Source organism: Yeguia hominis (genome assembly GCF_014384705.1).
Lineage (GTDB): Bacteria > Bacillota > Clostridia > Oscillospirales > Acutalibacteraceae > Yeguia > Yeguia hominis.
Genome location: NZ_JACRSN010000019.1, coordinates 33,452 through 59,002 on the forward strand (window position 1 = coordinate 33,452; position 25,551 = coordinate 59,002).

The 25,551-nt window shown below is 50.8% G+C and carries 23 protein-coding genes and 1 riboswitch; of the genes, 1 reads left to right on the plus strand and 22 read right to left on the minus strand.

Annotated features, from left to right (window positions below; all coding sequences use genetic code 11):
- Positions 1-5: 5 nt before the first annotated feature.
- From IAG03_RS11480 to IAG03_RS11545, 14 genes are all read right to left on the minus strand, one after another.
- A complete protein-coding gene (locus IAG03_RS11480; protein WP_249320172.1) occupies positions 6-2,153 on the minus strand; it encodes a Tex family protein in 2,148 nt (715 codons plus the stop codon).
- 184 nt (positions 2,154-2,337) lie between these two features.
- Complete coding sequence (locus IAG03_RS11485) at positions 2,338-3,066, minus strand: SGNH/GDSL hydrolase family protein (RefSeq protein WP_249320173.1); 729 nt, start codon at positions 3,064-3,066, stop codon at positions 2,338-2,340.
- Between the two features lie 450 nt (positions 3,067-3,516).
- Positions 3,517-4,248, minus strand: coding sequence for an ABC transporter permease (locus tag IAG03_RS11490; protein WP_249320174.1), 732 nt, complete (start codon positions 4,246-4,248; stop codon positions 3,517-3,519).
- Positions 4,245-4,973 carry an ABC transporter ATP-binding protein gene (locus tag IAG03_RS11495; RefSeq protein WP_249320175.1) on the minus strand — a complete coding sequence of 243 codons (729 nt, stop codon included), beginning with the start codon at positions 4,971-4,973 and terminating at the stop codon, positions 4,245-4,247. Before IAG03_RS11495 ends, IAG03_RS11490 begins: the two co-directional genes overlap by 4 nt.
- Complete coding sequence (locus IAG03_RS11500) at positions 4,960-5,544, minus strand: TetR/AcrR family transcriptional regulator (RefSeq protein WP_249320176.1); 585 nt, start codon at positions 5,542-5,544, stop codon at positions 4,960-4,962. Before IAG03_RS11500 ends, IAG03_RS11495 begins: the two co-directional genes overlap by 14 nt.
- A gap of 337 nt (positions 5,545-5,881) precedes the next feature.
- Positions 5,882-6,100, minus strand: coding sequence for an IS3 family transposase (locus tag IAG03_RS11505; protein WP_346726140.1), 219 nt, complete (start codon positions 6,098-6,100; stop codon positions 5,882-5,884).
- 14 nt (positions 6,101-6,114) lie between these two features.
- Positions 6,115-6,732 (minus strand): IS3 family transposase, encoded by a 618-nt coding sequence (locus IAG03_RS11510; protein WP_249320178.1) that lies wholly within the window; start codon positions 6,730-6,732, stop codon positions 6,115-6,117.
- Entirely contained in the window at positions 6,729-7,031 is a 303-nt protein-coding gene (locus IAG03_RS11515; RefSeq protein ID WP_249320179.1) for a hypothetical protein, read from the minus strand. The genes IAG03_RS11510 and IAG03_RS11515 overlap by 4 nt, the downstream gene beginning before the upstream one ends.
- 114 nt (positions 7,032-7,145) lie before the next feature.
- Positions 7,146-8,126: a lipoate--protein ligase gene (gene lplA / locus IAG03_RS11520; protein WP_249320180.1), complete on the minus strand. Its 981-nt coding sequence runs from the start codon at positions 8,124-8,126 to the stop codon at positions 7,146-7,148.
- Entirely contained in the window at positions 8,113-8,973 is an 861-nt protein-coding gene (gene lipA / locus IAG03_RS11525) for a lipoyl synthase (RefSeq protein WP_249320181.1), read from the minus strand. The genes lplA and lipA overlap by 14 nt, the downstream gene beginning before the upstream one ends.
- A gap of 7 nt (positions 8,974-8,980) precedes the next feature.
- Positions 8,981-9,220: a biotin/lipoyl-containing protein gene (locus IAG03_RS11530; RefSeq protein ID WP_249320182.1), complete on the minus strand. Its 240-nt coding sequence runs from the start codon at positions 9,218-9,220 to the stop codon at positions 8,981-8,983.
- A 1,004-nt stretch (positions 9,221-10,224) separates the two neighbouring features.
- Positions 10,225-11,172, minus strand: a complete 948-nt coding sequence (locus tag IAG03_RS11535) for a lipoyl protein ligase domain-containing protein (RefSeq protein WP_249320183.1) — start codon at positions 11,170-11,172, stop codon at positions 10,225-10,227.
- Between the two features lie 243 nt (positions 11,173-11,415).
- Entirely contained in the window at positions 11,416-11,859 is a 444-nt protein-coding gene (locus tag IAG03_RS11540; RefSeq protein ID WP_249320184.1) for a GNAT family N-acetyltransferase, read from the minus strand.
- Between the two features lie 255 nt (positions 11,860-12,114).
- On the minus strand, positions 12,115-13,755 hold the full coding sequence (locus tag IAG03_RS11545) for a Na+/H+ antiporter NhaC family protein (protein ID WP_249320185.1): 1,641 nt from the start codon (positions 13,753-13,755) through the stop codon (positions 12,115-12,117).
- 177 nt (positions 13,756-13,932) lie between these two features.
- Positions 13,933-14,106, minus strand: a riboswitch (Lysine riboswitch).
- 316 nt (positions 14,107-14,422) lie between these two features.
- Between IAG03_RS11545 and IAG03_RS11550 the strand changes: the two genes are divergently transcribed.
- A complete protein-coding gene (locus IAG03_RS11550; RefSeq protein ID WP_249320186.1) occupies positions 14,423-14,614 on the plus strand; it encodes a hypothetical protein in 192 nt (63 codons plus the stop codon).
- 149 nt (positions 14,615-14,763) lie between these two features.
- Here the strand turns inward: IAG03_RS11550 and IAG03_RS11555 are convergent, their stop codons facing one another.
- The 8 genes from IAG03_RS11555 to rplI form a co-directional block, all read right to left on the minus strand.
- Complete coding sequence (locus tag IAG03_RS11555) at positions 14,764-15,264, minus strand: ureidoglycolate lyase (protein ID WP_249320187.1); 501 nt, start codon at positions 15,262-15,264, stop codon at positions 14,764-14,766.
- A 33-nt stretch (positions 15,265-15,297) separates the two neighbouring features.
- Positions 15,298-17,532 (minus strand): DNA gyrase subunit A, encoded by a 2,235-nt coding sequence (locus IAG03_RS11560; RefSeq protein ID WP_249320188.1) that lies wholly within the window; start codon positions 17,530-17,532, stop codon positions 15,298-15,300.
- A 74-nt stretch (positions 17,533-17,606) separates the two neighbouring features.
- Positions 17,607-19,589 carry a DNA gyrase/topoisomerase IV subunit B gene (locus tag IAG03_RS11565; RefSeq protein ID WP_249320189.1) on the minus strand — a complete coding sequence of 661 codons (1,983 nt, stop codon included), beginning with the start codon at positions 19,587-19,589 and terminating at the stop codon, positions 17,607-17,609.
- A 71-nt stretch (positions 19,590-19,660) separates the two neighbouring features.
- A complete protein-coding gene (gene ftsH, locus IAG03_RS11570; protein ID WP_283243140.1) occupies positions 19,661-21,556 on the minus strand; it encodes an ATP-dependent zinc metalloprotease FtsH in 1,896 nt (631 codons plus the stop codon).
- Between the two features lie 42 nt (positions 21,557-21,598).
- On the minus strand, positions 21,599-22,138 hold the full coding sequence (gene hpt / locus IAG03_RS11575; RefSeq protein ID WP_249320190.1) for a hypoxanthine phosphoribosyltransferase: 540 nt from the start codon (positions 22,136-22,138) through the stop codon (positions 21,599-21,601).
- A gap of 52 nt (positions 22,139-22,190) precedes the next feature.
- Complete coding sequence (gene tilS / locus IAG03_RS11580; protein WP_249320191.1) at positions 22,191-23,582, minus strand: tRNA lysidine(34) synthetase TilS; 1,392 nt, start codon at positions 23,580-23,582, stop codon at positions 22,191-22,193.
- The gene (dnaB, locus tag IAG03_RS11585) at positions 23,575-24,900 is read right to left on the minus strand and encodes a replicative DNA helicase (protein ID WP_249320201.1); all 1,326 of its coding nucleotides are present in this window, start codon (positions 24,898-24,900) and stop codon (positions 23,575-23,577) included. Before dnaB ends, tilS begins: the two co-directional genes overlap by 8 nt.
- A gap of 57 nt (positions 24,901-24,957) precedes the next feature.
- Entirely contained in the window at positions 24,958-25,407 is a 450-nt protein-coding gene (rplI, locus tag IAG03_RS11590; protein ID WP_249320192.1) for a 50S ribosomal protein L9, read from the minus strand.
- Between the last annotated feature and the right edge of the window lie 144 nt (positions 25,408-25,551).

Here is a 25,551-nt window from a genome sequence, read left to right on the forward strand (position 1 = left end):
TTTTTTTATTCTGATTTCTTGGGTGGTTTCATGGTCAGAGAAATTCGGTTTTTGTCTTTTTGAACCTCGACCACCCAAACCTTTACAAGATCACCTGTTCGGACAACCTCCGAAGGATGGCGTATAAAGCGGTCTGCCATCCGGGAAATATGCACAAGTCCATCCTGATGGACGCCGATATCGACAAATGCGCCAAAATCGACGACATTCCGCACCGTACCGGTCAGTTCCATCCCAGGTGCCAGATCGTCTATTTCCATTACATCCGAGCGCAGAAGCGGCGGCGGAAGTTCGTCGCGCGGATCTCTTCCCGGCTTCAAAAGTTCTGCAACAATGTCCTGGAGTGTCGGAAGTCCGACTCCACAGTCCTCTGCGATTGCGGCTTCTCCGCGTTTTAAAATCCGGTCGCGCAGCGCCTCAATGCGGCTTTTTTCAACATCTGTAAGTGTATATCCGCACAGCGAAAGCAGCTTCTCTGCCGCCGCATAGGATTCTGGATGCACGCCGGTTCGATCAAGAACGGTGCTGCTTTCCGGAACCCGGATAAATCCGGCGCACTGTTCATACGTCCGGTTTCCGAGTTTTGGAACTTCCAAAAGCTCTTTCCGGCTCTTAAACGCGCCATGTTCTTCCCGGTAAGCCACAATATTTTTAGCAACCGCCGCCGTAATACCAGCTACCCGACCTAGAAGCGGTGCAGACGCCGTATTGAGATCCACACCGACCGTATTGACGCAATCCTCAACAACGCCGCTGAGCGCCTCGTCAAGCTGCTTTTGCGGCATATCGTGCTGATACTGACCGACGCCGATGCTTTTAGGATCAATTTTCACCAGCTCCGCGAGCGGATCCTGCAACCGGCGCGCAATCGAAACTGCACTGCGCAAAGAGACATCGTAATCCGGAAACTCTGCAGCAGCAAGTTTTGACGCGGAATAGACCGATGCCCCTGCCTCGCTGACAATCATATAGCTTAGATCCGTGCCGCGGATCAAATCTGCAACAAATTGCTCCGATTCCCGGGATGCGGTTCCATTTCCGATGGAAATCACCTGCACGTTGTCCTTTTCGATCAAACGATTGAGCGTTTTTGCCGCCTCTTCTTTTTTGTTATGCGGCGGCGTCGGATAGACAACGGCAGTATCCAACACCTTTCCGGTTCCGTCGACCACCGCAATTTTGCAGCCCGTCCGGTATGCCGGATCAAGTCCCAGCGTCACCTTGTTTTTGACCGGCGGCTGCATCAGAAGCGGTTTCAAATTCAAGGCGAAGGTATGAATCGCCTGTTCGTTCGCGGCATCTGTAAGCTGATTCCGGATTTCACGGGCAAGCGACGGAAATAAGAGCCGTTCATAGCTATCTGCAACGGCCAATGCAACCTGCTCCGTAGAGGGACCGCTGTGCTTGCAAAAGGCCTCCCGCAGCAATTTGATCGCCTCTGGTTCTGAAGCCTCCAATTCGACCTTCAAAAAGCCCTCCCGTTCCCCGCGGTTTAACGCCAGAATCTGATGGCTTTGCAGTCGGTTTACCCGTTCGCGGAATTCATAATACAACCGGTAGACGCTGTCCTCTTCTTTCGCAGCAGCCGAAACCAGGCTTCCGCTTGAAAACAGGAACCGGCGCAAACGTTTGCGGATCTCTGCGTCGTCGGAAATCGCTTCTGCAAGAATATCCCGTGCGCCTGCAAGCGCTGCCTCTGCATCTTCAACCTCCGGAGAACAGAACGTTTTGGCCTCACAAGTCGGATCCAGATTGGGATCCTGCCGCATCAAAAGCTCTGCAAGCGGCTCCAAGCCGCGTTCCCGCGCAATCGAAGCTCTTGTGCGGCGTTTCGGACGGTAGGGCCGGTAAAGGTCATCGACCTCTGCAAGCGTCTGCGCAGACAAAATTGCAGCGGCAAGTTCCTCTGTCAGCTTTCCCTGTCCTTCAATCGCTGCGCGCACCTCTTCTTTTCGCGCAGCCAATCCGCGCAGATATGCAAGCCGTTCGGAAAGTTCGCGTAAAAGCTGATCGTCCATAGAACCGGTCATTTCCTTGCGGTACCGGGCAATAAACGGGATGGTATTTCCCGCATCAATCAGCGAAATTACATTTTCGACATGCGTCGGCTTTAAGTTTAACTCTGCGGCTAACGCCGCAACAATCTGTTCCATACCATAAAATTCCTTTTCTGATTTCAATCGTCGAAATGTGCCGAATCTCCAACCCAAAAGCAACCAATTTTATACGCAAGCATGTTCGGCATCTTTCGCTGCCGGAAAGATGCAGGTGAAAGCAGACACGCTTTCAGACCCATAACCTACAAAGCACGTAAGCACTGTGCAAAAATCGGATTTTTCACTTCAAATGCAGCCGTTCGTTTTCCTCTTTCGGCATCTCTGCAAAAAAGCGATCCAAATACGGCCTTAACAGCTCCGCCATCTTCTGATATCCGGCGCCGTAAGGATGAACCCCATCCCAGGATAGTTCCCGGCGCAGGGTCAGACCGTCCGCTTCGGAAAACGCGGTATGATAATCCAGATACGGTATCTGAAATTCCGCACAAAGCGTCTGGAGCAGCCGGTTGATTCTGCATAAAAACATCTGGCGATACGTCCGGCTTCTGACCGGCAAAAGGGATTCCATCAAAATCGGCTGTGCGTTTGCCTTTGCTTTGCAAAGCAGCGCGCGATACGACTGCGACAGCAGATGGAAAATTCGCTCTTCTTCCTGTTTCAGCGCCTCTTTCCCGTTTTCTGCAGCCGCATTCAGGCTCCAGGTGTCGTTCAGGCCGATCATGACAATGCACAGCCTAGGATGCAGCTGTAAAACATCCGCCTCAAAGCGTTTGAGCAGGTGCTCGGCAATGTCGCCTTCAATTCCGCGATTGACCATCAGGCCATATCCCTGAAAATAGAGATCCAGCTCCCAGTTCTGCATCACAGAATCTCCGATAAAACACAGCGATACCGGTGTATGCGTCACTAAGATCTGGCTGTTTTTATTGTCAAATTCCATACGACGGACGTCGGCCGCCGCATGATTTCCGAAAAAGCCGGGCGTAATCAGCTTTGGAAACGTCTCCATCTTTGTGCCCCTTCCTTTTGGATCTTATCTATTTTCACATGAAGGCGCCGGTTTGTCAACCCAGTGTCCGGAAAAAGGCAGATGAAGAGCGACGAATTTTTATACCGATAACGATCAAAATTTTGATGTATAAATTCTCGGCAGAGAGCCATACTACAAACAAGCGTAACGGAATCTGTACTCTGCGTTTGCCAAATCCGGTGCGCGATTTTGACAATGCGCATCGGAGCGGAACAAGCAATCGCGATTTCGTTTTTCATGCACAGCGTCAAAAGAAAAGCCGTGCCGGAGAATAGACCGGCACGGCTGTTTTTATCCCGAAATACCGATACATACAGGTGCAAAAAGCCGAAATTGGTGCGCGTACATTCCGCACCTGCGCGCCAAACCGGCTCAGGCCTTAGAGCGTTCACGATGCGGCCTCCGGCGCGCGGAACATCGGCTTTCCGTTTAGTCTCGCCGCATTTGCCGCAAAAAAAGCCAAACCGCAAGTATGCAAGTGCCGGCCGCATAGCCGAGCACCCAATTCAGATGCGGAAAAATGCCTTCAAAACTTCCGTTTAGGACGGCGCGTTCCAATTCCACGGCGTGCCAAAACGGCAAATACCCCGCAATTTTTTCAAAAACGCCGCCGACCAACTTTAAATCGAACCAGGTTCCGGAAAGCCACGCGGTCAGATTCGTCAGCAACGCGCCACAGATTCCGCCGACCTGTTTCACATTCAGAACACTTCCGCAAAGCAGCCCCAATGCAACAAAAAAGACCGACACCGGCATCAAAAACAGAAGCGCATAGAGAATTTTCCAGGATGCAGGAAGCCCTAGGAGCAAAGCGGTCAGATAGCAGACCACGCTCTGTAAAAACGCAATCGGCAAAAGCGGCAGGATGTATCCGAGAATAAAATCAGTAGCACGCAGCGGCGTCGTATAAAGACGCTGCAAAAAGGCGCTTTCGCGGTCTTTTGCAATCAGCGTCGCCGCAAAAAGCGTCATAAACGCCAGACCAAATACAGTAATGCCCGGAGTCAGCTGTCCGATTGCAAAAAGCTCTATGGGAACATTCGCCTGAATCGCTGAAAGCAGCAAGAGCAGCACAATCGGAAAGCCCAGCCCGAAGCAAAGATTCAGCGGATCACGCAAAATTTCCTTCGCGGTGCGTCCGGAAAAAGCCCAGAGTTTCATTGTTTTTCCCCTTTCACAATTGCGACAAAGGCCTCTTCAAAGCGATCCTTTCCTGTTTGCTGTTTAAGCGCTTCTACGGTATCAAGCGCCAGCAGATGGCCGTCTTTGAGAATTCCAACCCGATCGGAAAGCGCCTCGGCTTCTTCCATATAATGCGTGGTCAGAATGATGGTTATCTTCCCTTTTAAGCTGCGAATGCTGTCCCAGAGATCACTGCGGGCAAGCACATCAAGTCCCAACGTCGGCTCGTCGAGAAAAAGGATCTGCGGTTCCCCAATCAGCGCCATTGCAATGCTCAGGCGGCGCTGCCATCCGCCGGAAAGCTTTCCGGCCCGTTTTCCGGAAATTCCGGACAGCTCGAACTGTTCGAGAAGTTCCCTTACCTTTTCTTCTTTTTTGGCCTTCGGAAATCCATGTACCCCGCACATCAGTTCCAAGTTCTCCCGAACTGTCAAATTGGGTGCAACCGCGGTTTCTTGCGGAAAAACCCCGATCAGTTCTTTCACCGCCGCGCTGTCCGACACAATACTGTGCCCGTTTAAAAATGCATCTCCGCTGGTCGGCTTTGTTAAACAGGAAAGCATTTTGATCGTCGTTGTTTTTCCGGCGCCGTTTACGCCGAGCAGTGCGAATAGCTCTCCGGTTTGGACATGTAAGTCCAGCGCATCAACCGCTGTTACATCGCGGTATTGTTTGGTCAGTTTTTTGGCTTCAATCGCTTCCATTCCGTTTCTCCTCTCCACAAAACCGGTATTTTAGTCCAAGATAGCAGTCTGTTACCGCATCGCTCACAAACGCCGGATCCCAGTCCAAATACCCGGTCGCAATCATCGTCGCAATGCCGTGCACATAAATCCAGGTTTCCAAATGAAATCGAAAGGCGTCCTCTCTGCTCAGGCCGGTCGCCTTTTGAACCAGCGAGAGCAGCCCGTCCAATTCCTCCGCCTCAGTTGGAGGGGGCGCTTCCCGGGATCGATCGCGCATATAAAGCAGTTTAAACAGTTCTGTTTCTTCTTTTGCAAAACGGATATACGCCATACCAGTCGCTTTATACGGCGGGTATTCTTTTTCTACAACCGCCTTTTTCAGCCGATCCTGATAAAGCCGGTTGGCTTCTTCGATCACTGCGGCGCGAACCTCTTCCATATTCTGAAACAAACCGAAAATCGGTTTTGCAGAACATCCGAGTTTTGCTGCCAGCGCTCTCGCAGTTAGTGCATCGGCACCGCTTTCCCGCACGATGTCCACTGCAGCGCAAATCATTTCTTCTCTTGTAAAACGAAACTTTGGCGGCATCGGATCATCTCCAAAAGAATCTTAAGTTGCGCAACATAAGTTGCTTATTGAGTATAGTATAATTTATTTTAAAATTTTTGTCAATCCTAAATGATCAAAAACGGAATAGAACATCCGTATAGAACCCCATTCCGTTTATTACAATTTGTGCGCCTGGGCAGATTGCTTGAAACCGTCTGCTCTCCTAAATATCCGCGCGGTATTGCGAAAGCCGAAACTTCTTAAAACCGCAAACCATTTCTCGTGCCACAAAACAAAAAATCCTCAGCCTACAGCATGGACTGTTTCCCAGCGAACAGACAAAGAAAAAAGCGCCCAGTCGCAGAATAGCGGCAAATTACACGGCCTTGCTCCGGATTTCAAACGGAGTGAGGCCGTTTTTCAGGTTGATCCGCTCATAGTTGCAGAAGCGCACATACTCCGCCACCGCCTGTTCGACTTCGGCCCGGCACGAAAATTTTCTCCGATACAGGCACTCTGTTTTCAGCGTCCCGAAAAAATTTTCCATTGCCGCATTGTCATAAGGGCATCCGGGGCTGGACATCGACGGCTGAATGTGGGATTCTTGGCTTAGATCAAAGTATGCTTGGTCTGTATATTGAAATCTTGGTCGCTGTGGAGGATTCGTCCATCAGCGGCCTTCTCTTTTTTACAGGCATCCCGAACGGTATCCGTCACCAGCGAAGCGGTCATATCACCGCCGATCCGGTAAGCCATCACCATTTTTCCGCACAGATCCAGTACGGCACACAGATACACCATTCCCTTAACTGCGGGAATATAGGTGATATCGGTTTCCCAAAAACGATTGGGGAATGGTTGGGCAAACGCACGCTGCAGCAGATTTGGATATTTGTGAACGGCCTGCTGATAGTTCCGATACGGTTTGCGGCGGCGTGCCTGTGAGAGCAGATCGAGCTTGCGCATTATGCGCAAAATGGCTTTGATGCTGACTTTTCTGCCATGCTGTCGTTCCAGCCAGCGGCGAACGCGGCGGCAACCGCAGGTCTGTTTGCTGCGCTGTTGGCAGTCGATGATCAGATCGACAAGCCACTGATCTTTGGCGGGCTTGCCTTGCCGTTTTCGCCAGGCATAGCAGCCGCTGCGGGAGACTTCAAACATACGGCACATGGAGCCGATCGGATATTTCCCGCAAAAGCGCTCGATCACCCGGTATTTCAGCTTCACCTCCTCCCAGCTTCAGACAGAAAATTTCGCAGCAGCTCCACCTGCATCCGCAGCTCAATCAGTTCGTTATTTCGCTTTTGTTCTTCGCTGATCGAAGCTTTGTGCGGCCGGCCTTTCGGCTGCGGAACATAGCCGTTGGCAATCAGTCGCTGTTTGCGGTTTTGGCGATTGACAAGTCCTTTGACTTGTGCCTTGCGCAGTCCGAAATGGGCACCGATCTCTCGATTCGTTTCTCCTGCGGCCTTTCGCCGGAACACTTCTTCACTGAGCGCCTCTGCTTTCGCATCTCCTCTCGACATGACTGCACCTCCTGTTGTAGCTTCTATTCTACAACAGGAGGTGCTTTTTTTCACTGTCTGTTTTCTTGGGTACAGTCCAGCACGAAAGCTGCGCTAAGGACTTTTTATCATACGTTAATCGACAATCACACTGACCATTTCCTCTGCGGAAATCCGATAAACCGCGCCGTCAATTCCATGCACGCGCAACGCTTCCAGAACTGCACCGCGTTCATAACGGCAGCCGATAATCGCCGCAGTGATGGTTTCTGCGTCAAGCGTCGAGAAGAAATCCCCGTATACCGCGGCCGAACGAATCCGGCCCTTTTGCACGTCAATCCGGAATTGCATCTTGCCGCCGGCAAAACGGCCGGTTCGGTCGATATTGAATTTCGGATTGGCGCCAAAAATCCGCTCCCAACTTGCAAACTGTTCCTGTGCAAGCGTCCGGATCCGCGCGTCATCTTCCGGCGTAAGCTGATAAAACTGCGGATTTTCACCCAAAATATACCGTACCATCGTTTCCTTAAACGCTTCAGCATCCATCGGTTGCGGCAAATGCTCCGCAATATTCGTGACCCGATCGCGGACAGACTTAATGCTCTTTGAAAGAATTTTATAGCTGTCGACCGTTGTCGATGCGACCATTTGCGCAATATCCGTATCGAATAACAGAGAGCCGTGATGTACGGTGCATCCACCCAGCCGGTACTGCGCATTGCCTGAAAACTTTCGGCCATCGATGGTCAGATCATTCCGGCCGCTCCAGGCAGCCTCGACGCCGCATTCCTGCAGCGCATCTATTACCGGCGCAATATATTGATGAAATGCAATCTCTTTTTCGCCATCGTGCTGGATAAAGGTAAACTGCCATCCGCCGAGATCGGTATAGATTGTTCCGCCGCCGCTCATACGCCGCACAAGGCGAATTCCATGCGCATCGGCATAGGGCTTGTTGACTTCCTCGAGAACATTCTGGTATTTCCCGACCATCAAAGTCGGTGTGGTCCGCCAAAAGAGAAAGACCGTATCCGGAAGCTGCTTTTCCAGCGCAAAATAGTATTCCGCGCCAAAGTTATAGTAAACGTCAGAAGAATTACACTCAATATAGATCATGGACGCCCTCCAGAACCTCCCACGCCCTATAGGAACTTCTCGCAAGCGGCGCAGAGGCTACGTGACGAAAGCCCTTGGAGAGGGCCATTTCGCGATACCGCTCAAAATCTTCCGGCGTTGCATAGCGCGCCAGCGGATAATGGTTTGGTGACGGCTGGAGATACTGCCCAATGGTGAGAATATCGCAGCCTGTCGCAAGAATATCGTCCATCAACTCGCTGATCTGCGCTTCGGTTTCGCCGAGACCGACCATAAAGCCCGTCTTCGTGAGAAGCGTAGGATCCTTTTTCTTGCAATACCGCAGCACCTCGAGCGACCGCTCGTAACGCGCCTGAGGACGCACGGCTGCCTGCAGATCCCGAACCGTTTCCACATTGTGGTTGAGCACCTCAGGATGTGCATCAATCACAATATCGAGTGACCGGGGATCCCCTTTCAGATCCGAAATGAGTGTCTCGACAGTTGTACCCGGGCAAATTTCCCGGATCGCCCGGACTGTTTTGGCAAACTGTTCCGCGCCGCCGTCCGGCAGATCGTCACGCGTCGAACAGGTTACCACCACATGCCGCAGTCCAAGTTTTTTCGCAGTCTGTGCGACATTCATCGGCTCTTCCGGATCCGGCGGAAGCGGACGGCCCGTTGTCACGTTGCAAAAGCGGCAGTTACGCGTGCAAATGCTGCCCAAAATCATAAAAGTAGCCGTGTGCTTGCGGTAACATTCCCCCATATTCGGGCAGTTCGCCTCTTTGCACACCGTATGGAGATGGAGCCCCTGCATCATTTCAGCCACCTCGCGGACAGCCTCCTGATTGTACCGGACTTTCAGCCATTCAGGTTTTCTTTCCATGTAATCCTCACTTCGTTTCCAGAATAGCAACCGGCGTCTCAACCTGTACCGTATCGCCTTCTTCAAAAACTTGTTTTTTCAAAATTCCGCTTTCGGTGGATTCAATCTGATTGACCACCTTGTCCGTTTCGATTTCGAACAGCGGTTCGCCGGCTTTCACCTCGTCCCCCTCTTCCTTGAGCCATGCACAAAGAACGCCTTCCTGCATGTCCGGACGAAGTTTTGGCATTTTTACATTTTTTTCCATGTATTCTCGTTCCTTTCCTGCCGCTTAAAACGGCTTCGGATCTTCCGATGCACAAAACCGTGCATAACTGCAATCATTTATGAAGCACAGAACATTTACCCACGTCTATGCGTTCAATGTCTATCGCACCGCCTCCGCTTTCTGACGCGTCCAGCATGCCACTGAACGTAGAATGTCCCCGGCGCGATGAATGACACTTCGCGTCCGCGATGGGTGACACTTTGTGTCCGTAGTGAAACGCACTATGTGTGCGTATGTGCGAGAGCTCAATCCTCTTAAAACTCCGTGTGCTTTTCAGTCGGCAAAATACGCCGCTGCGGATTTCCACCAGCTTCCTCCCGCGTCCAGCATGCCACTGTATGTAGAATGCCCCCGGCGCGATGGGGGACACTTCGCGTCCGCGATGGATAACACTTTGTGTCCGTGGTGAAACGCACTACGTGTGCGTGTGTGCGAGGGCTCAATCCTCTTAAAACTCTGTGTGCTTTTCAGTCGGCCAAATACGCCGCTGCGGATTTCCACCAGCTTCCTCCCGCGTCCAGCATGCCACTGAACGTAGAATGCCCCCGGCGCGATGAATGACACTTCGTGTCCGTAGTGAAACGCACTATGTGTGCGTATGTGCGAGAGCTCAATCCTCTTAAAACTCCGTGTGCTTTTCAGTCGGCAAAATACGCTGCTGCGGATTTCCACCAACTTCCTCCCGCGTCCAGCATGCCACTGTATGTAGAATGCCCCCGGCGCGATGGGGGACACTTCGCGTCCGCGATGGATAACACTTTGTGTCCGTGGTGAAACGCACTATGTGTGCGTATGTGCGAGAGCTCAATCCTCTTAAAACTCCGTGTGCTTTTCAGTCGGCAAAATACGCTGCTGCGGATTTCCACCAGCTTCCTCCCGCGTCCAGCATGCCACTGAACGTAGAATGCCCCCGGCGCGATGAATGACACTTCGTGTCCGCGATGGGTGACACTTTGTGTCTGCGGTGGATAACACTTCGTGTCCTAGAGAAGACAGCAAAATAGGGATTCCGCGCAATCGCCTGCGAGTGTCTCGCAAATGGCATAAAAGGCGTCGGGATCTAACCGAGTACCGTCAAAAAGCGACTTGCCCCTCTTACAGTCAAGTTGCGAACTTTCGATCTCTACTCCGGAAACGATTCCTTTTTTTGCCTGATACCGAACCCGAATCGGCGCGTCAGCAAAGGCGCCCTGTTTCTCATACGTGAATGCAGGAGTCCTGCCCCAGGTCCATTCCCAGCTGTGGTATTTTTCGTCCCGCAGCCGACAGACCGCCTGTTCCTGCTCCTGCGATAGGAAGTACATTCTGCTTCCTGACGGAAGCATTTTCCCGAGCAGCCGTTCCTGAAATTCCGCAATCGTCATCGGGGATCGAAGATGTTCCCGAATATTGGTCACCGGACAGATCGCCGATTGCGTACCGCCCGATTGGAAACAGTCATTTTTACCGTGCACGGTAATCTGATCCAACACCGCAAGATCCGATGCAAACAGAAGCGTCCCATGGTGCAAAAGTCGACCACCCGCCATCCGCTGGGCGCTTCCGGAAATTTTCCGGCCATCTACCCAAATATCGCAGGATCTTCCTTTTTGCGCCGGAACACCAATTGCATTGAGCGCTGCAATCACCGGCTGCAGGCAGGCGTCGTAATCGACAAGACCTTTTGAACGCGTGATATAAGTATAATTGACATTTCCAAGATCATGATATACCGTACCGCCGCCGGACGGCCTGCGGATCACCGGAATCCGTTGTTTCCGAAGCGCCTGTACAGAGACTTCCCTGCAAATATTCTGGTAACACCCAACCACAACAGACGGCGTATTTCGCCAAAGAAAAAACACCTCTTCCTCCGGGAACTGTGTGAAGACATATTCCTCAAATGCCTGATTATAAAACGGGTCATGCGAGGTGTTCTGTAGGGTTATCACAAAAACCACTCCATTCGGGTAAAGGCATTTTTATTATAGGGGCCATGGCGATAGATGTCAAGATTGCGCCAGCTTTCCCCCCGCGGTCTCCAACAGCACGGTTCTGCAAAATCGAATCAGCCGTCTTTTCGCCCGCGCGCACCAAAAGCAGACAAACAGAAAGGGCTTGCCGTTCCGTTTGGTAAGTCCTTCGGTTTTCAGCATGAATGTGGCATCGTGCCTAAATTCGCCTGCCAGCCATTGTCACGGGCGATCCTTTACCATCTGCAAATAGGGCAGCTCCTCGAACCCGAGGCGTTTGTACAACGCAATTGCGCGAGTATTGCTGAAATCCGCTTCCAGGCGGAACCGTTTTACCGTGCCGGCAAACCGGTCTTCCAAATATGCAAAGAATGTACGTCCCAGTCCGTGCGAACGGAATTCCGGTTTGATGAATAAATCTTCAATCCAAACAATCCTGCCGCCAATTTCTGAAGAAAAACTTTTATTAATGACAGCATACCCTGCAGTTTTGCCTTCTTCTTCGAGGAAAAAAACCTCCAGATAAACATCAGAAGAAACGGCTTCATCGAACACACGTGCCTGCACTTCCAGCGGCACCGGATGCAGCACTGCTTCCGAATGATAAAATGCGTCAGACATTGCAAGGTATGCTTCGCGATCCTCGGGTCTGATGTTACGAATCATAAAGATCCTCCTTCTTTGTGGAAATGCGTCCCAAAGCGCTTTTATCCCAACAAAAAACGTCCGATATTTTGGACTTTCAAAAAGCGGGACGCTATCTGCATGATTGGTCTGCGCGTTTTAATTTCAGTTTTATTTTGCGCAGACACTCTGGTGTGAAAATGATTATATCATATCCATAAAAATAAATCCACCGCATACGATATCCGCGTAAAAAAGCGGCCTCCTTGCAGGAAGCCGCTTTCCAGAAGCATGCTTTTACGCCGCCACACGTTTTTTCTTTTGATGGCGCCAAATGAGCAACAAAATGCCAACCAAAAGCACGAAGCTAACCGGCAGAACCACAAAGGCAGAGCGGACAAATCCGGCCAGGATATATCCAAGGAACGAAAGTCCGGCCACAAACAGCGCGTACGGAAGCTGTGTGGAAACATGGTTCACGTGGTCGCACTGCGCACCGGTGGATGCCATGATGGTTGTGTCGGAAATCGGCGAGCAGTGGTCGCCGCAGACAGCACCGGCAAGGCACGCAGAAACCGCAACAATCAGCAGGTTGCCAGGCATGTTGATACCGACAACAATCGGCAGCAGGATGCCGAACGTGCCCCAGGAAGTTCCGGTTGCGAAGGAAAGCCCGATAGCCACAAGGAATACCATTGCCGGCAGGAAGGACTGCAAGCCTTTCGCGCTGCTTGCAAACACATTGCTGACAAAAATATCTGCACCCAAAAGGCTCGTCATTCCGCTGAGTGTCCAGGCAAAAGTCAGGATCAGAATTGCAGGAACCATAGCCTTAAAGCCTGCCGGAATGGAACTCATGCAATCCTTAAAGGTCAGTACCCGGCGGCAGAGCATATAGACAATAATCGCAATGAGCGCAAGAACTGAGCCGAGCGACAGGCCAAGCGGTGCGTCGCAATTTGCAAACGCAGCAACAAAATTTTCACCGCTGAAAAATCCGCCGGTGTAGACCATACCAGCCACACACAAGACAATTAAAATGACAATCGGCAGAACAAGATCGATCACTTTTCCTTTGGAAGAAGGCGTATCTTCGTTTGCGTTTGCATAAGGACGCTCCGGCGTTGTGTAGAGGTCACCGTTCGCCGCATTGTCTTCATGCTTTTTCATCGGTCCAAAATCAATATTTAAAACGGCAATCAGAATCATCATTCCGATGGTCAAAAGTGAATAGAGGTTAAACGGAATTGCCTGAATAAAAAGATTCAGACCGTTTTCATCGCCCTTCACCACACCGGCAACTGCTGCTGCCCAGGAAGAAATCGGCGCAATCATGCAAACCGGAGCAGCCGTTGCATCGATGATGTAAGCGAGCTTTGCCCGGGAAATCTTATGCGTATCCGTAACCGGACGCATGACGCTTCCGACTGTCAGGCAGTTAAAATAGTCATCTACAAAAATCAAGCAGCCAAGACCGGTTGTCGCAAGCAGCGCGCCACGGCGCGTTTTGATTCTGCGAACTGCCCAGGCGCCATAAGCGGCAGAACCGCCTGCGCGGTTAATGAGAATTACGATAGCACCGAGCACAATCAGGAATACCAGAATTCCGACATGGCCCTTGTTTGCAATCGAAGAAATAAAGCCGGTGTCAAGCATCTGAACATACGCGGTTTCCAAATCGAAGTTGGAATAGAACAGCGCACCGGTGAGAATTCCCACAAACAGCGAGCTATACACCTCTTTGGTAATCAGTGCAAGCACAATTGCAACCAGCGGCGGAACCAATGCCCAGGCGGTTGCATACATGTTGCTCTGGTACTCCTCAGCGGCTGCATCTGCCGAAGCAGATTCTGCGGATGCTGTCAGCGAAAACAGCACAAAAACCGCCATGACAACCAGGGCAAGCACCAGAACTTTTTTACCCCTCATTCGTCTCATTTTTGACCCTCCAAACAATTTTCAGTCTTCTGTTTTTTCGAAAAGAGCCCAGATTCCGCATCGAAAAAACAAAAAGCGGACATCATCCGGCCATACCGGACAGCGCCCGCAAAATTAGATTAAAAAAAGCCATGTACGCAGAATGCCCGCATGCATGACGTCTTTTCAAACGATTTTTATCACGATAGCGCTCCACAAATTTGTGACAGCCTACAGCATTTTCTCCTGCAGTCCAGCGTACGGCTTCTTTCAGGCAAAAACCGCCGCTTCGGCGAAAAGGCCCTTCTGCGCAACGCCGGCCTGACGTTTTGCCTGCGCATACTCATCCGTTTCGCAACCTCTATCCAATTTTATTGTACCAGATTACAGCCATTCTCGTACAAACAGGACGTGCAAATCGACTGCAATGAAATAAAATCTAATACCATAAATAAAGTAACACATGCCGTCGGATGTGTCAAGAAAAATTTACAATTTATTTGCAAAAAGGCAAATTTCCAAATTTTTGCGCAAAGGTTCGATCCATTTTGGGAAATCCTAAAAAAGGCTGCTCCGGCCAATAAACGTGCACAGCATTTCTCTTTTTCAGGGTATGGGATTGCTTTGCAATCAGCAAAAAGCGCTGCTGCATCCGGAGACAGTCCAAACCGAAAAAGGAGGCTTAATCATGAAGGAGCATCTGTCCGAAAAACCAGCTCGTCCGTACGACGCGGAAGATGAAGAAGAACTGTTTGACAACCTGTTTTCTGTTGCTTCCAGCACGGAATGCACCGGGCTCATTCCAGGTACTGCGGATTCCGACGCGAAAGTTGACGCGTACAGCGAAATCTATGATATTCCGCTCAGCAAAGATTCGTAAACTGGTTTTCACCTCATGTTTTCCGCTGCCCCTTTTCTCCTGATTCCGGTAAAAAATCTCCAGCCGCAGCAAAACTGCGAGCTGGAGATTTTTGCATTTGTCCTTTTGCAGGAACGAAAGCCACTTGGAACCCCAAGCAACTTCAATTTTTAGAACGTTACGCGAACCTGATCTTCTTCCGCAAACCGGATAACTTCGCAGTCGTTTCCGTATGTACGCTCCGGAAGCAGAATCAAAACGTGTACCACGTCTTCTTTGCAGGCAATCTGCGTTCCGTGCAGGACACCCGGATTGAGCGCCACCATGGTGCCCTTCGGCACATAAAATGCGCGCAATTTTTCAGAAGTCACCGGGCCGTTTGCTTTGCCGACATGAATGATGCAGTCTCCATCCAGCGGAAGAATGCCTTCGGAAGTATAGCCGTGATATTCCGTAAACTGGATCACGTCGCCGTCTGCTTTGGAAATTTTGTTGACAGACGCGCAGGCGCAATTGCCGTTTCCAAGCTGCATCCGAACCAGATCCGGATAAAACCCGCCGTCGGTCGACTCCCAAGGCTCCGTCGTGTCAGAAATGTCCAGCATATTCTGGAATGTCCCGTATTTCCGGAATGCCTCTTTGGAAAGTAGCTCTGCATGAATGGTTTTCATTTTTAGTCCTCCCTTATGATTTTTCTCCGGATTTTAAGAAAGCCGGAGTTGTTCCCCCTCAACATCTTCCGCGGCAAGCAGCGCGCCTGCTGCTGGGATTTTTTTCCGATACCGGCTCGGGTTATGGAAATCGCCCTCATGATACGGCGTAACAGAAGCCAGACGGTGTCCGCGCTTGAGCATCATCACCGCTACGCCCTGCGTCGAGCGCGTCGACTTCGCAGAAATGGCGCCGGTATGCATCAGCAGAATCCGTCCGTGTGAGGACTGACACACACACTCCAGGTCTTCTGCAAGATACAAAATACTGCAAAGCGGCGCTTTATCGCTGTAAGCGCCGATGAGCTTCTTCCGGTTTGTTTTCGTCTGGTAAGCCGAAAGCTCTACCTTGGCAGCCTTTCCGTTTTCAAATGAAAACAGCATATATCCGGTATAATCCGTCGTAACCACCATGTAAATGGCGCTTTCGCCCGGATCCATTCCGAGCTTTGCCGGAATATATTCGCCGAGGACACTTGCCTTAGAATCGGCAAAATCGGCGCCCTTCGCCTTATAGACCTGGCACTGATCCGTAAAGAAGAGCAGATCCGAGTTGTTGCCGGCCTCCAAATGCTGGACTACCGCATCGCCATCTTTGAGTTTCTGTTCCCCGCTCATGCGCAGAGACTGCGGCGTAATTTTCTTAAAGTATCCGTCTTTTGTGAAGAAATAGTTGACCGGATAATCCGGAATTTCCTCTTCCGGCGCTTCTGCGGCAAGATCTTCCGCATAAAGGATGGCCGTCTTTCGCGGCTGTGCATACTTTTTGATGACATTTTGCAGCTCCGCAATGATGATCCCTTTGATTTTCGCTTTGCTCGCAAGTGTCGCTTCCAGCGCAGCAATATCCGATTTCAGCTGCTCCGTTTCTGCAGTACGTTTTAATATATATTCTCGGTTCAGATGGCGCAGTTTAATTTCCGCCACATATTCTGCCTGGACCTCATCGATTCCAAATCCGATCATCAGATTCGGAACCACTTCGCTCTCTTCCGCAGTTCCGCGGACAATGGCGACCGCTTTGTCGATGTCCAGCAAGATGGCCTGCAAGCCGAGAAGCAAATGCAGCTTTTCTTTCTTTTTCTGCAAATCATAATAGGTGCGGCGGCGGACACATTCAATCCGAAACGCCGTCCACTCTTCTATAAGTTCTTTTACGCCCAGCACGCGCGGAACACCGGCAATCAGGACATTGAAATTGCAGGAGAACGTGTCCTCAAGCGGCGTCATCTTAAACAGGCGTTGGATCAGTTTTTCCGGATCCACGCCGCGCTTGAGGTCAATGGTAATTTTCAGTCCGGAAAGCCCCGTTTCGTCGCGGATATCGGCAACTTCACGCAGTTTCCCCTGTTTGACAAGATCAACCACCTTTTCGACGATCGCTTCTGCTGTCGTTGTCGGCGGAATTTCTGTAATATCGATGCAGTTTGCCGATTTATCATAGGTGTATTGGGAACGAATCCGGATTCCGCCGCGCCCGGTTCGATAGATTTCCTCCATACCTTTTGGATCGAGGATGACCGCACCGCCGCCGGGGAAATCCGGTGCAGGCAAGGTGGACGCCACCACATGCTCCGGATCCCGCATCAACGCAATGGTCGTCTCGCAGACTTCCTGCAAATTAAAGGGACAAATCGAGCTTGCCATGCCAACTGCAATGCCCGTATTGGCATTGACAAGCACCGAGGGAAACGTCGCGGGCAATAGCAGCGGCTCTTTCATGGAATTGTCGTAGTTGTCGACAAAATCGACGGTATCTTTATCGATGTCCCGGAAAAGCTCTTCGGCGATGCGATCCAGGCGCGCCTCCGTGTATCGGGACGCAGCCCAGGCCATATCCCGGGAATAAAACTTTCCGAAGTTACCTTTTGAATCGACATATGGGTGCAACAGCGCTTCATACCCGCGGCTAAGCCGCACCATCGTATCATAAATGGCGGCGTCGCCGTGCGGATTAAGCTTCATGGTTTGTCCGACAATATTGGCGCTTTTGGTTCGTGCCGAATTTAAAAGCCCCATTTTATACATAGTGTAAAGCAGTTTCCGGTGTGAAGGCTTAAAACCGTCAATCTCCGGAATTGCACGGCTCATAATCACACTCATTGCGTAGGGCATATAGTTCTGTTCCAGCGTATCGGTAATTCGCTGTTCGACAATTTCCCCGGCGCCGCGAATCACACCGTGTGCCTGTAAAGCAGGCTGACCGGTCGTTTTTTTCTTTTTTGCCATTTTCAAAATGCGTACAGTCCAATTGCCAGACTGTACACCTGTCCTCCTCCCTCAATTTTCCTACGGATTAGAGGCTAAAAGACATCTGCGGTGTCGAGATAAAGATGTCCGTTTTCCGCAATGTGTTCTTTTCGACCGGAAAGATTATCGCCAAGCAAGAGATCAAACAGCGCAGAGGTCCGCTCTGCGTCGGCTGGAAGCACCTGAATCAGCCGTCTGGTCTCCGGGTTCATCGTTGTCAGGCTGAGCATATCCGGTTCGTTTTCGCCGAGTCCTTTCGAACGCTGTACCGTAAATTTCTGATTGCCAATTTCGCGGATAAAGGCATCTTTTTCTGCCTCCGTATAGGCAAAATACGTTTCGTCCTTTGTGGTCAGCTCGTAAAGCGGTGATTCCGCAATAAAGACCTTGCCTTCTGTAATCAAATCCGGCGTCAGACGGTAAAGCATGGTCAAAAGCAGCGCGCGGATCTGAAACCCGTCGACGTCCGCATCCGTGCAGAGAATCACCTTGCTCCAGCGCAATGCATTCATATCAAAGGAAGAGACGTTCTTATTGGCCTTCGAGCGAACCTTTACCCCGCATCCCAAAACTTTGATCAGATCCGTAATGATTTCGCTCTTGAAAATTTTATCGTAGTCTGCTTTCAGGCAATTGAGGATTTTTCCGCGAATCGGCATAATCGCCTGGAAATCCGCATCGCGCGCCTGTTTGCACGCACCTAGCGCAGAATCGCCCTCCACGATGAAGATCTCGCGTTCGCTGACGTCCCGGCTGCGGCAATCGACAAATTTGGCGACCCGGCTTGTGATGTCCATATTGCTTGTGAGTTTCTTTTTGATATTCAGGCGCGTACGCTCCGCATCCTCACGGCTGCGCTTATTGATGAGCACCTGTCCGGCGATTTTATCGGCATCGAGCGGGTTCTCAATGAAATAGACCTCCAGATTATGCCGAAGCATTTCCGCCATTGCATCCTGGATTCCCTTATTTGTAATTGCTTTTTTGGTCTGGTTTTCGTAAGATGTCCGGTTGGAAAACGAAGAAATTACAATAATCAGGCAATCCTCCACGTCGGCAAACGTGATTTTGGATTCATTTTTATTGTATTTCCCGTTCTGTTTTAAATACGCATCGATCTGATAGACAAACGCATTCCGCACAGCCTTGTCCGGCGCGCCGCCGTGCTCAAGCCAGCTGGAATTGTGGTAGTACTCCGCCGCATGCGTCCGGTTCGAAAATGCAACCGCCACGTTGATTTTGGTCTTATATTCCGGCTTGTCCGCACGGTCGCGCACTTTCTTTTCGCTTTGCCAAAACTGAACCGGCGTCAGCGGATCCGCACCGGCAAGCTCTGCGGCATGATCCGCAATTCCGTTCTGATAGCAGAACTCGGTTGTCTCAAATTTTCCGTTCACTTCGTTACGGAAGAGAAACGTGATCCCCTCATTGACAACTGCCTGCCGTTTGATCGTATCCAGATAGTATTCCGCCGGCACCGCAATGTCCGTAAATACCTCGAGATCCGGTTTCCAGTGAATCCGGGTTCCTGTATCCTTTTTGGAATATGGCTCCTGAGAAAGCCCGCCGACATTCTCGCCATGTTCAAAATGCAGTGTATAATGTGTGCCGTTCGAACGGATATCGACATCCATATAAGCCGACGCATACTGCGTTGCACAAAGGCCGAGTCCATTCAGGCCCAAAGAATACTCGTAGCTGCCGTCCGACTCGTTGTTGTATTTTCCACCCGCATACATTTCACAGAATACAAGTTCCCAGTTGTTCCGCTGTTCACGCGGGTTATAATCGACCGGAATTCCCCGGCCGAAATCCTCAACCTCAACCGAATGATCGGCATAGCGCGTGACAATAATTTTTCGGCCATACCCCTCTCGCGCCTCGTCGATGGAGTTTGAGAGAATTTCAAAAATCGAGTGCTCGCACCCTTCGATTCCGTCAGAGCCGAAAATAACCGCCGGCCGAAGCCGAACGCGGTCAGCGCCCTTCAGCATCGAGATGCTTTCATTCCCATAAGTTGCCGCCTTTTTGGGCATGCCATCTCCTCCATTGCAAAGGAAATGGGGAATGTGCCCACATTCCCCGTTTCACGATTTCTTCATTTTCCTCATTCCGTGCCTTCCGGCAAGGAAGAATCCGCCGCAGCGTCCGTCTGTGCAGCCATCATCTTGCTAAATTCCTCATCGCTCATTTTTTCGTTGAGGAACAGATATTTGGCAACCTCGTGCAGTTTGTCAAGATGGGTCTTGAGAATATTTTCCGCACTCGCATACGCATGCGCCATGATATTCCGGATTTCCGTATCAATCTCCGCAGCCGTTACTTCCGAATAATCGCGAACATGTCCCATATCCCGTCCGAGGAACGGTGCATCGTCGCTGATGCCGTATTTAACCGGACCGAGATTATCGCTCATGCCGTATTTCGTCACCATCGAACGCACGGTTTTGGTCGCGCGCTCAATATCATTGGACGCACCGGTCGAAACATCATCGAGCACAAGCGCCTCCGCAACACGGCCGCCAAGCATGACGTTGAGGCCTTCCAGCATTTCCTTTTTGGAGCGATAAGAGCGATCCTCTGAAGGAATCTGCATGGTATATCCGCCGGCCATTCCGCGCGGAATAATGGAAATCTGATGCACAGGATCCTGATACTTCGAATAATACGTGACTACCGCATGACCTGCTTCATGATAAGCGGTCAGCGTTTTCTCACGTTCCGTGATGACACGGCTCTTTTTCTCGGTGCCGACAACAACCTTGATGGTCGCTTCCTCAATTTCCGCCATTGTCACGGCCTTGAGGTTTTTCCGGGCTGCAAGAAGCGCTGCTTCGTTCAGCAGGTTTTCCAAATCTGCGCCGGTAAATCCGGCCGTCGATTTCGCGATGGTCGCCAATACCACGTCCGGAGCCAGGGGCTTCCCTCTGGCATGCACTTTCAGAATCTCTTCGCGGCCCTTAATATCGGGATAGCCGACTGTAACCTGCCGGTCAAAACGACCCGGACGCATCAGCGCAGGATCCAGGATATCCGGACGGTTTGTCGCCGCAATCATGATGACGCCTTCGTTTGCGCCGAAGCCGTCCATTTCTACCAGCAGCTGGTTTAGGGTCTGTTCGCGCTCATCATGCCCGCCGCCGAGACCGGCGCCGCGCTGACGTCCAACTGCGTCAATTTCATCGATAAAGATAATGCAGGGGGAATTCTTTTTCGCCTGGTCAAACAGGTCCCGGACACGGGACGCACCAACACCGACGAACATCTCCACAAAGTCCGAACCGGAAATGGAGAAAAATGGCACACCGGCCTCCCCGGCAACCGCACGGGCAAGCAGGGTTTTACCGGTACCCGGAGGTCCGACCAGCAGAACGCCTTTCGGGATTCTTGCGCCGAGTTCATTATATTTTTTCGGATTTTTTAGAAATTCCACAATTTCGCGGAGCTCTTCTTTTTCCTCGTCTGCACCTGCAACATCGGCAAAGGTAGTCTTCCGCTTTTCATCGCTCATTTGCTTGACTTTGGCTTTCCCAAAGGTCATCTGCTTTCCGGGATCTCCCATGCTCGCATTCAGCCTGCGCCACATGAACCACCAGAAAACCGCGATAATAATAAAGAGCACCAGCGTCGGCAAAAGACTGAACAGCCAGGAAGTCTCCTGCGGCGGCTGGACATCCTCTTTCATCATCTGATCCGGATGCGCCGCATTGTAAGCCGCGATGTCATCGCCCACTGCATCATAAAACAGCGCGAGATTCGGGATTGTAAAGTTTACAACCGTTCCTTTTTCATCGTTGAGCTTGAGCACCAAAGCGCCTGAGCCGGTATCCAGTTTATATTCTGCAACCTTTTGGTCTGCAAAAAGCTGCTTAATATCTGAATAAAGATATCCCTGGACCTTGGATCTTGAGGATCCGAAAATAATCATCGAAATAATTAAAATTGCAATTGGGATTCCGAGGTAAATCAGTAAATTTCGGATCGTCTTTTTATTGTTTTCCAAAGGAAAATCCCCCCTTTACAGTTTGGTTCTATATTTTGAAAATCAACCGCCATAGGCTTCCGGTTTCAACACCCCGATAAACGGAAGATTTCGATAAACTTCGTCAAAGTCCAGTCCATATCCCACGATGAACTCGTCTGGAACCTGCAGCCCGACATAGTCGGCCTTAATATCCGTTACCCGGCGTTCCGGTTTGTCAAAAAGCGTGCAAATTCGAATACTTCTCGGATTTCTTGCCTTGAGAATTCCGACAATATAGTCAAGCGTCATGCCGCTATCGAGAATATCTTCGACAATCAAAAGATCGTACCCCTCGATCGGCTTGTCAAGATCCTTTAAAATTCGGACGACACCCGATGTTTTGACACCGGAGCCGTAACTGGAAACGGACATAAAATCAATTCGCGCCGGAATGGTAACCGCCCGCATCAAATCCGCCATAAAGACGACGGAACCTTTTAAAATACTGATCATCAGTAAATTCTTATCCCGGTAATCTTCACTGATCTGTTTTCCAAGACGCGCTACGACGTTCTGAAGGTCTTCCTGCGAATAGAGTACTTTACTGATCTGTTCAAGCATGCGTGTTTCTCCTTATTTCCGGCATCGAGGCAGCCCATCATGCTGCGTATTTTCAAAGCCTGTGCACTGTAATTTTCGCCGCAGAAACCGTTTTTTCTGTAATCCGAAACGGCTCGGAAACGCCAAAGCCTTCGATCCAGACAATTTCCCCCGCAGATTCCAAAATCAGCGCAGATTCCCGCTCGAAAGCGGAAAGCTTTGCCTCATTAAACAGTTTCCGGAGAGATTTTCGAATCCCACGTCCTGCCGGAGAAAAGGAATCGCCTTCCTGCCGGGTGCGCAATACAATATCTTGCGTTATTGTATCACAATCGAACGCATCGGATAATAACAAATTATGAAATTTATGTTGCTTTTTCTCGGTTTCCAAAAGCGAAGTGCATAACATATCTATTATGACGATTCTTCCATCACCTGTCAAGGTCTGCGGCCACACAAATGGAATTTTGAGGGAAAATTTTTCTCTTTTAGAAGGAAAGAAGCACAACATCTGGTGCGCAACTCGACAGGAAATCCCGCCGGGTAGCGAGACTTCCCCAATGCCTTTCCGGACACACGACGCACAGGCCCGCAGGTGCAGTTCTGTCATCCTACCAGCTCCATGCTTTTCGGCAGCCGCTCGAACTGCCCGCAGCAGCAGTGCGTCCGGCAGGCTCTGCAGCGGTGCGATCCGATACCCGCCGGATGTCTCCGCCGACGCCAGTGCAGTCTGTGCCAATTCACAAAGACAGGCTTCATCTTCTGCAAAGCTCCGCATGGCGCGTGCTGCAGCCTGTTCCCAAGCCGGATTCATGCTTTTGAGTACCGGGGTAATCTGGCTGCGGATCCGGTTGCGCGTATAAATTGGCTCTGCATTTGTCGAATCTGTCACATATGCAAGCTGATGATAGGCACAATAGGCCTCCACCTCTTCGCGGGTCAAGCAAAGAAGCGGCCGGATAATCTTTCCGCGCACCGCCGGAATACCGCTCATGCCGCGTCCGCCGGCGCCGCTGGTTACATGCAGCAGCAGGGTTTCACAGGAATCCGAGAGCGTATGCGCAGTTGCAATGCGATCAGCATCTCCTGCAGCAAGCGCATGAAAAAAGCGGTACCGAACTTCCCGTCCGCAGGCTTCTTCCCCCAGTCCGGACGATTGTGCAAGCGTTCGGACATCCACATGCGTACACTGAAATTCGATTTTGTGGGCATCGCACCAGTTTTTTACAAACTGCTCGTCACGATCTGCCTCTTCTCCGCGCAGGCCGTGGTTGACATGCGCGACAAGAAGCCGTTTGGGATCGGAAAGCCGGTGAAATAAAAAATGAAGCAACGCCATGGAATCCGCGCCGCCCGAAACGCCGGCAACAATTCGGCCTTCCGGCAAAAGCATCTGCTTTTCCTGCAAAAGCTGCTCCACTTTTTCTGTGATTTTTTGCAACTGGGACGCGTTTCGATCAAGCATTATGAAAAACCTCTACCGACGTAAAGCGCATAAATTCACCCTGCCAATGCAGCGGAACGGTTGTCGTTTCGCCATGACGGTTCTTCGCGACAATGCACTCCGAACTGTTTTTATCCGCGTTTTCATCCGGTGCGCCTTCATTGCTATAATAATCGTCACGATACAAAAACAGTACGATATCGGCATCCTGCTCAATCGAACCGGAATCACGCAGATCAGAAAGAACCGGCCGGTGATCTGTCCGCTTTTCGCTTGCACGCGCAAGCTGTGAGAGCACCACAACCGGCACATTAAGTTCTTTTGCCATAATTTTCAAATTTCGGGTAATCATCGAGATTTCCTGCACGCGGTTGTCAATTTTCCCGTTTCCGCCCATCAGCTGCAGATAATCGATGATGATCAAATCGACATTCTTCAGACGCCGAACCTTTGCCTTGATCTCATTGACCGAAACCTGCGGGTTATCATCGAGATAGAGTTCGCCTTTAGAGAGAATATCTCCGGCTTCAATCAGGCGCGCCCATTCGCTTTCGGTAAGCTCTCCGGTACGCAGTTTTGTGCCTTCGACCAGTGCTTCCGACGCCAAAAGACGCGAAGAAAGCTGTTCTTTACTCATTTCCAGTGAAAACACTGCAACCCGTCTCAGAGACTGCACCGCAACATGCCGGGCAATATTCAGCGCAAAACTCGTTTTTCCCATACCGGGACGCGCAGCCAAGATAATCAGGTCCGACCGGTTCAGGCCGGTAATCACGGAATCCAGCGTGCTGATTCCGGTGGAAATAGCCCGGTAAGCAGCGCCCTCGTCCGAGTTGAGCATATCCAAACGGTCAAACGTATCGATCAAAACTTCTTTGAGATGCTGCAGCCCCTGCATATTTTTGCCGCTGCGAATGTCAAAAATGCGCTGCTCCGCAGAATCCAGCAGCATTTCAGAGCTGGTGCCGCCGTCAGAAGCGTCCTCTAGAATATCCCGTGCAGCCACAATCAGAGTCCGGACATCGTACTTGTCACGGACGATTCTGGCGTATGTTTCCACATTGGTGATCGAGGGAACCAGCTGTGCAAGCTGCATCAAATAAAGCCGGCCGTTCGCTTCATCAAACGACCGGTCTTCTTTGAGCTTTTCCAGCACGGTAACGAAGTCCACCGGTTTGCCCTGGGTGAACATATCGAGCATGACATCGTAAATTTTCCCGTTATTCACCTGGTAAAAATAGTCCGGCCTCGGAAGGATCTCCGCAACGCGATCCAGGCAGGACGAATCCAGCAGGATTGCCCCCAGAACAGATTGCTCCGCTTCTGGGCTAAAAGGCATCACCCCGCCGGACGATTCCGTTTTTAAAATCGGTTCCCCACTCAAGAAAGGCACTCCTTATTCCTGTTCTCCCACTACGACAAACATCTTTGCAGTGATGCCGCTGAGCAATTTAATGGTAAAGGAAAATGTTCCAAACGCTTTGATATCGGTTTCGAGCTCGATTTTCCGCTTATCGACATCCACCTTATACTGTTTTTTGATTTCTTCCGAAATTTCTTTCGCCGTTACCGAACCAAACAGTTTGCCGTTCTGTCCGGCCTTTGCGTACACTTTTACGCTCTTTCCGTCAACTGTCTTGGCAACTGCCTCGGCCGCTTCTTTTTCGACGCGCGCCTTATAGGCCTTTGCTTCCTCAGCGTTTTTCAGTTCGTTCATCGCCTGTGCGTCTGCAATCTTGGCAAGCTTTCTCGGGATCAGGAAATTCCTTGCATATCCGTCGGAAACATTTACAAGTTCCCCCTTCTTTCCGTTGCCCTTTACATCCGCTAACAATACTACTTTCATGTTTTCTCCGCCTTTCTTCGCGCGTCAGATAGCCAAACGCGCCATCTTAGATCGTATTGCACCCGTCGTTCCGGCCTACTTATTCAGAGCAGAAGCCGCTGTGCGCCGGATGCATCAAAAACAATGTTAAATAAAAATAACCCG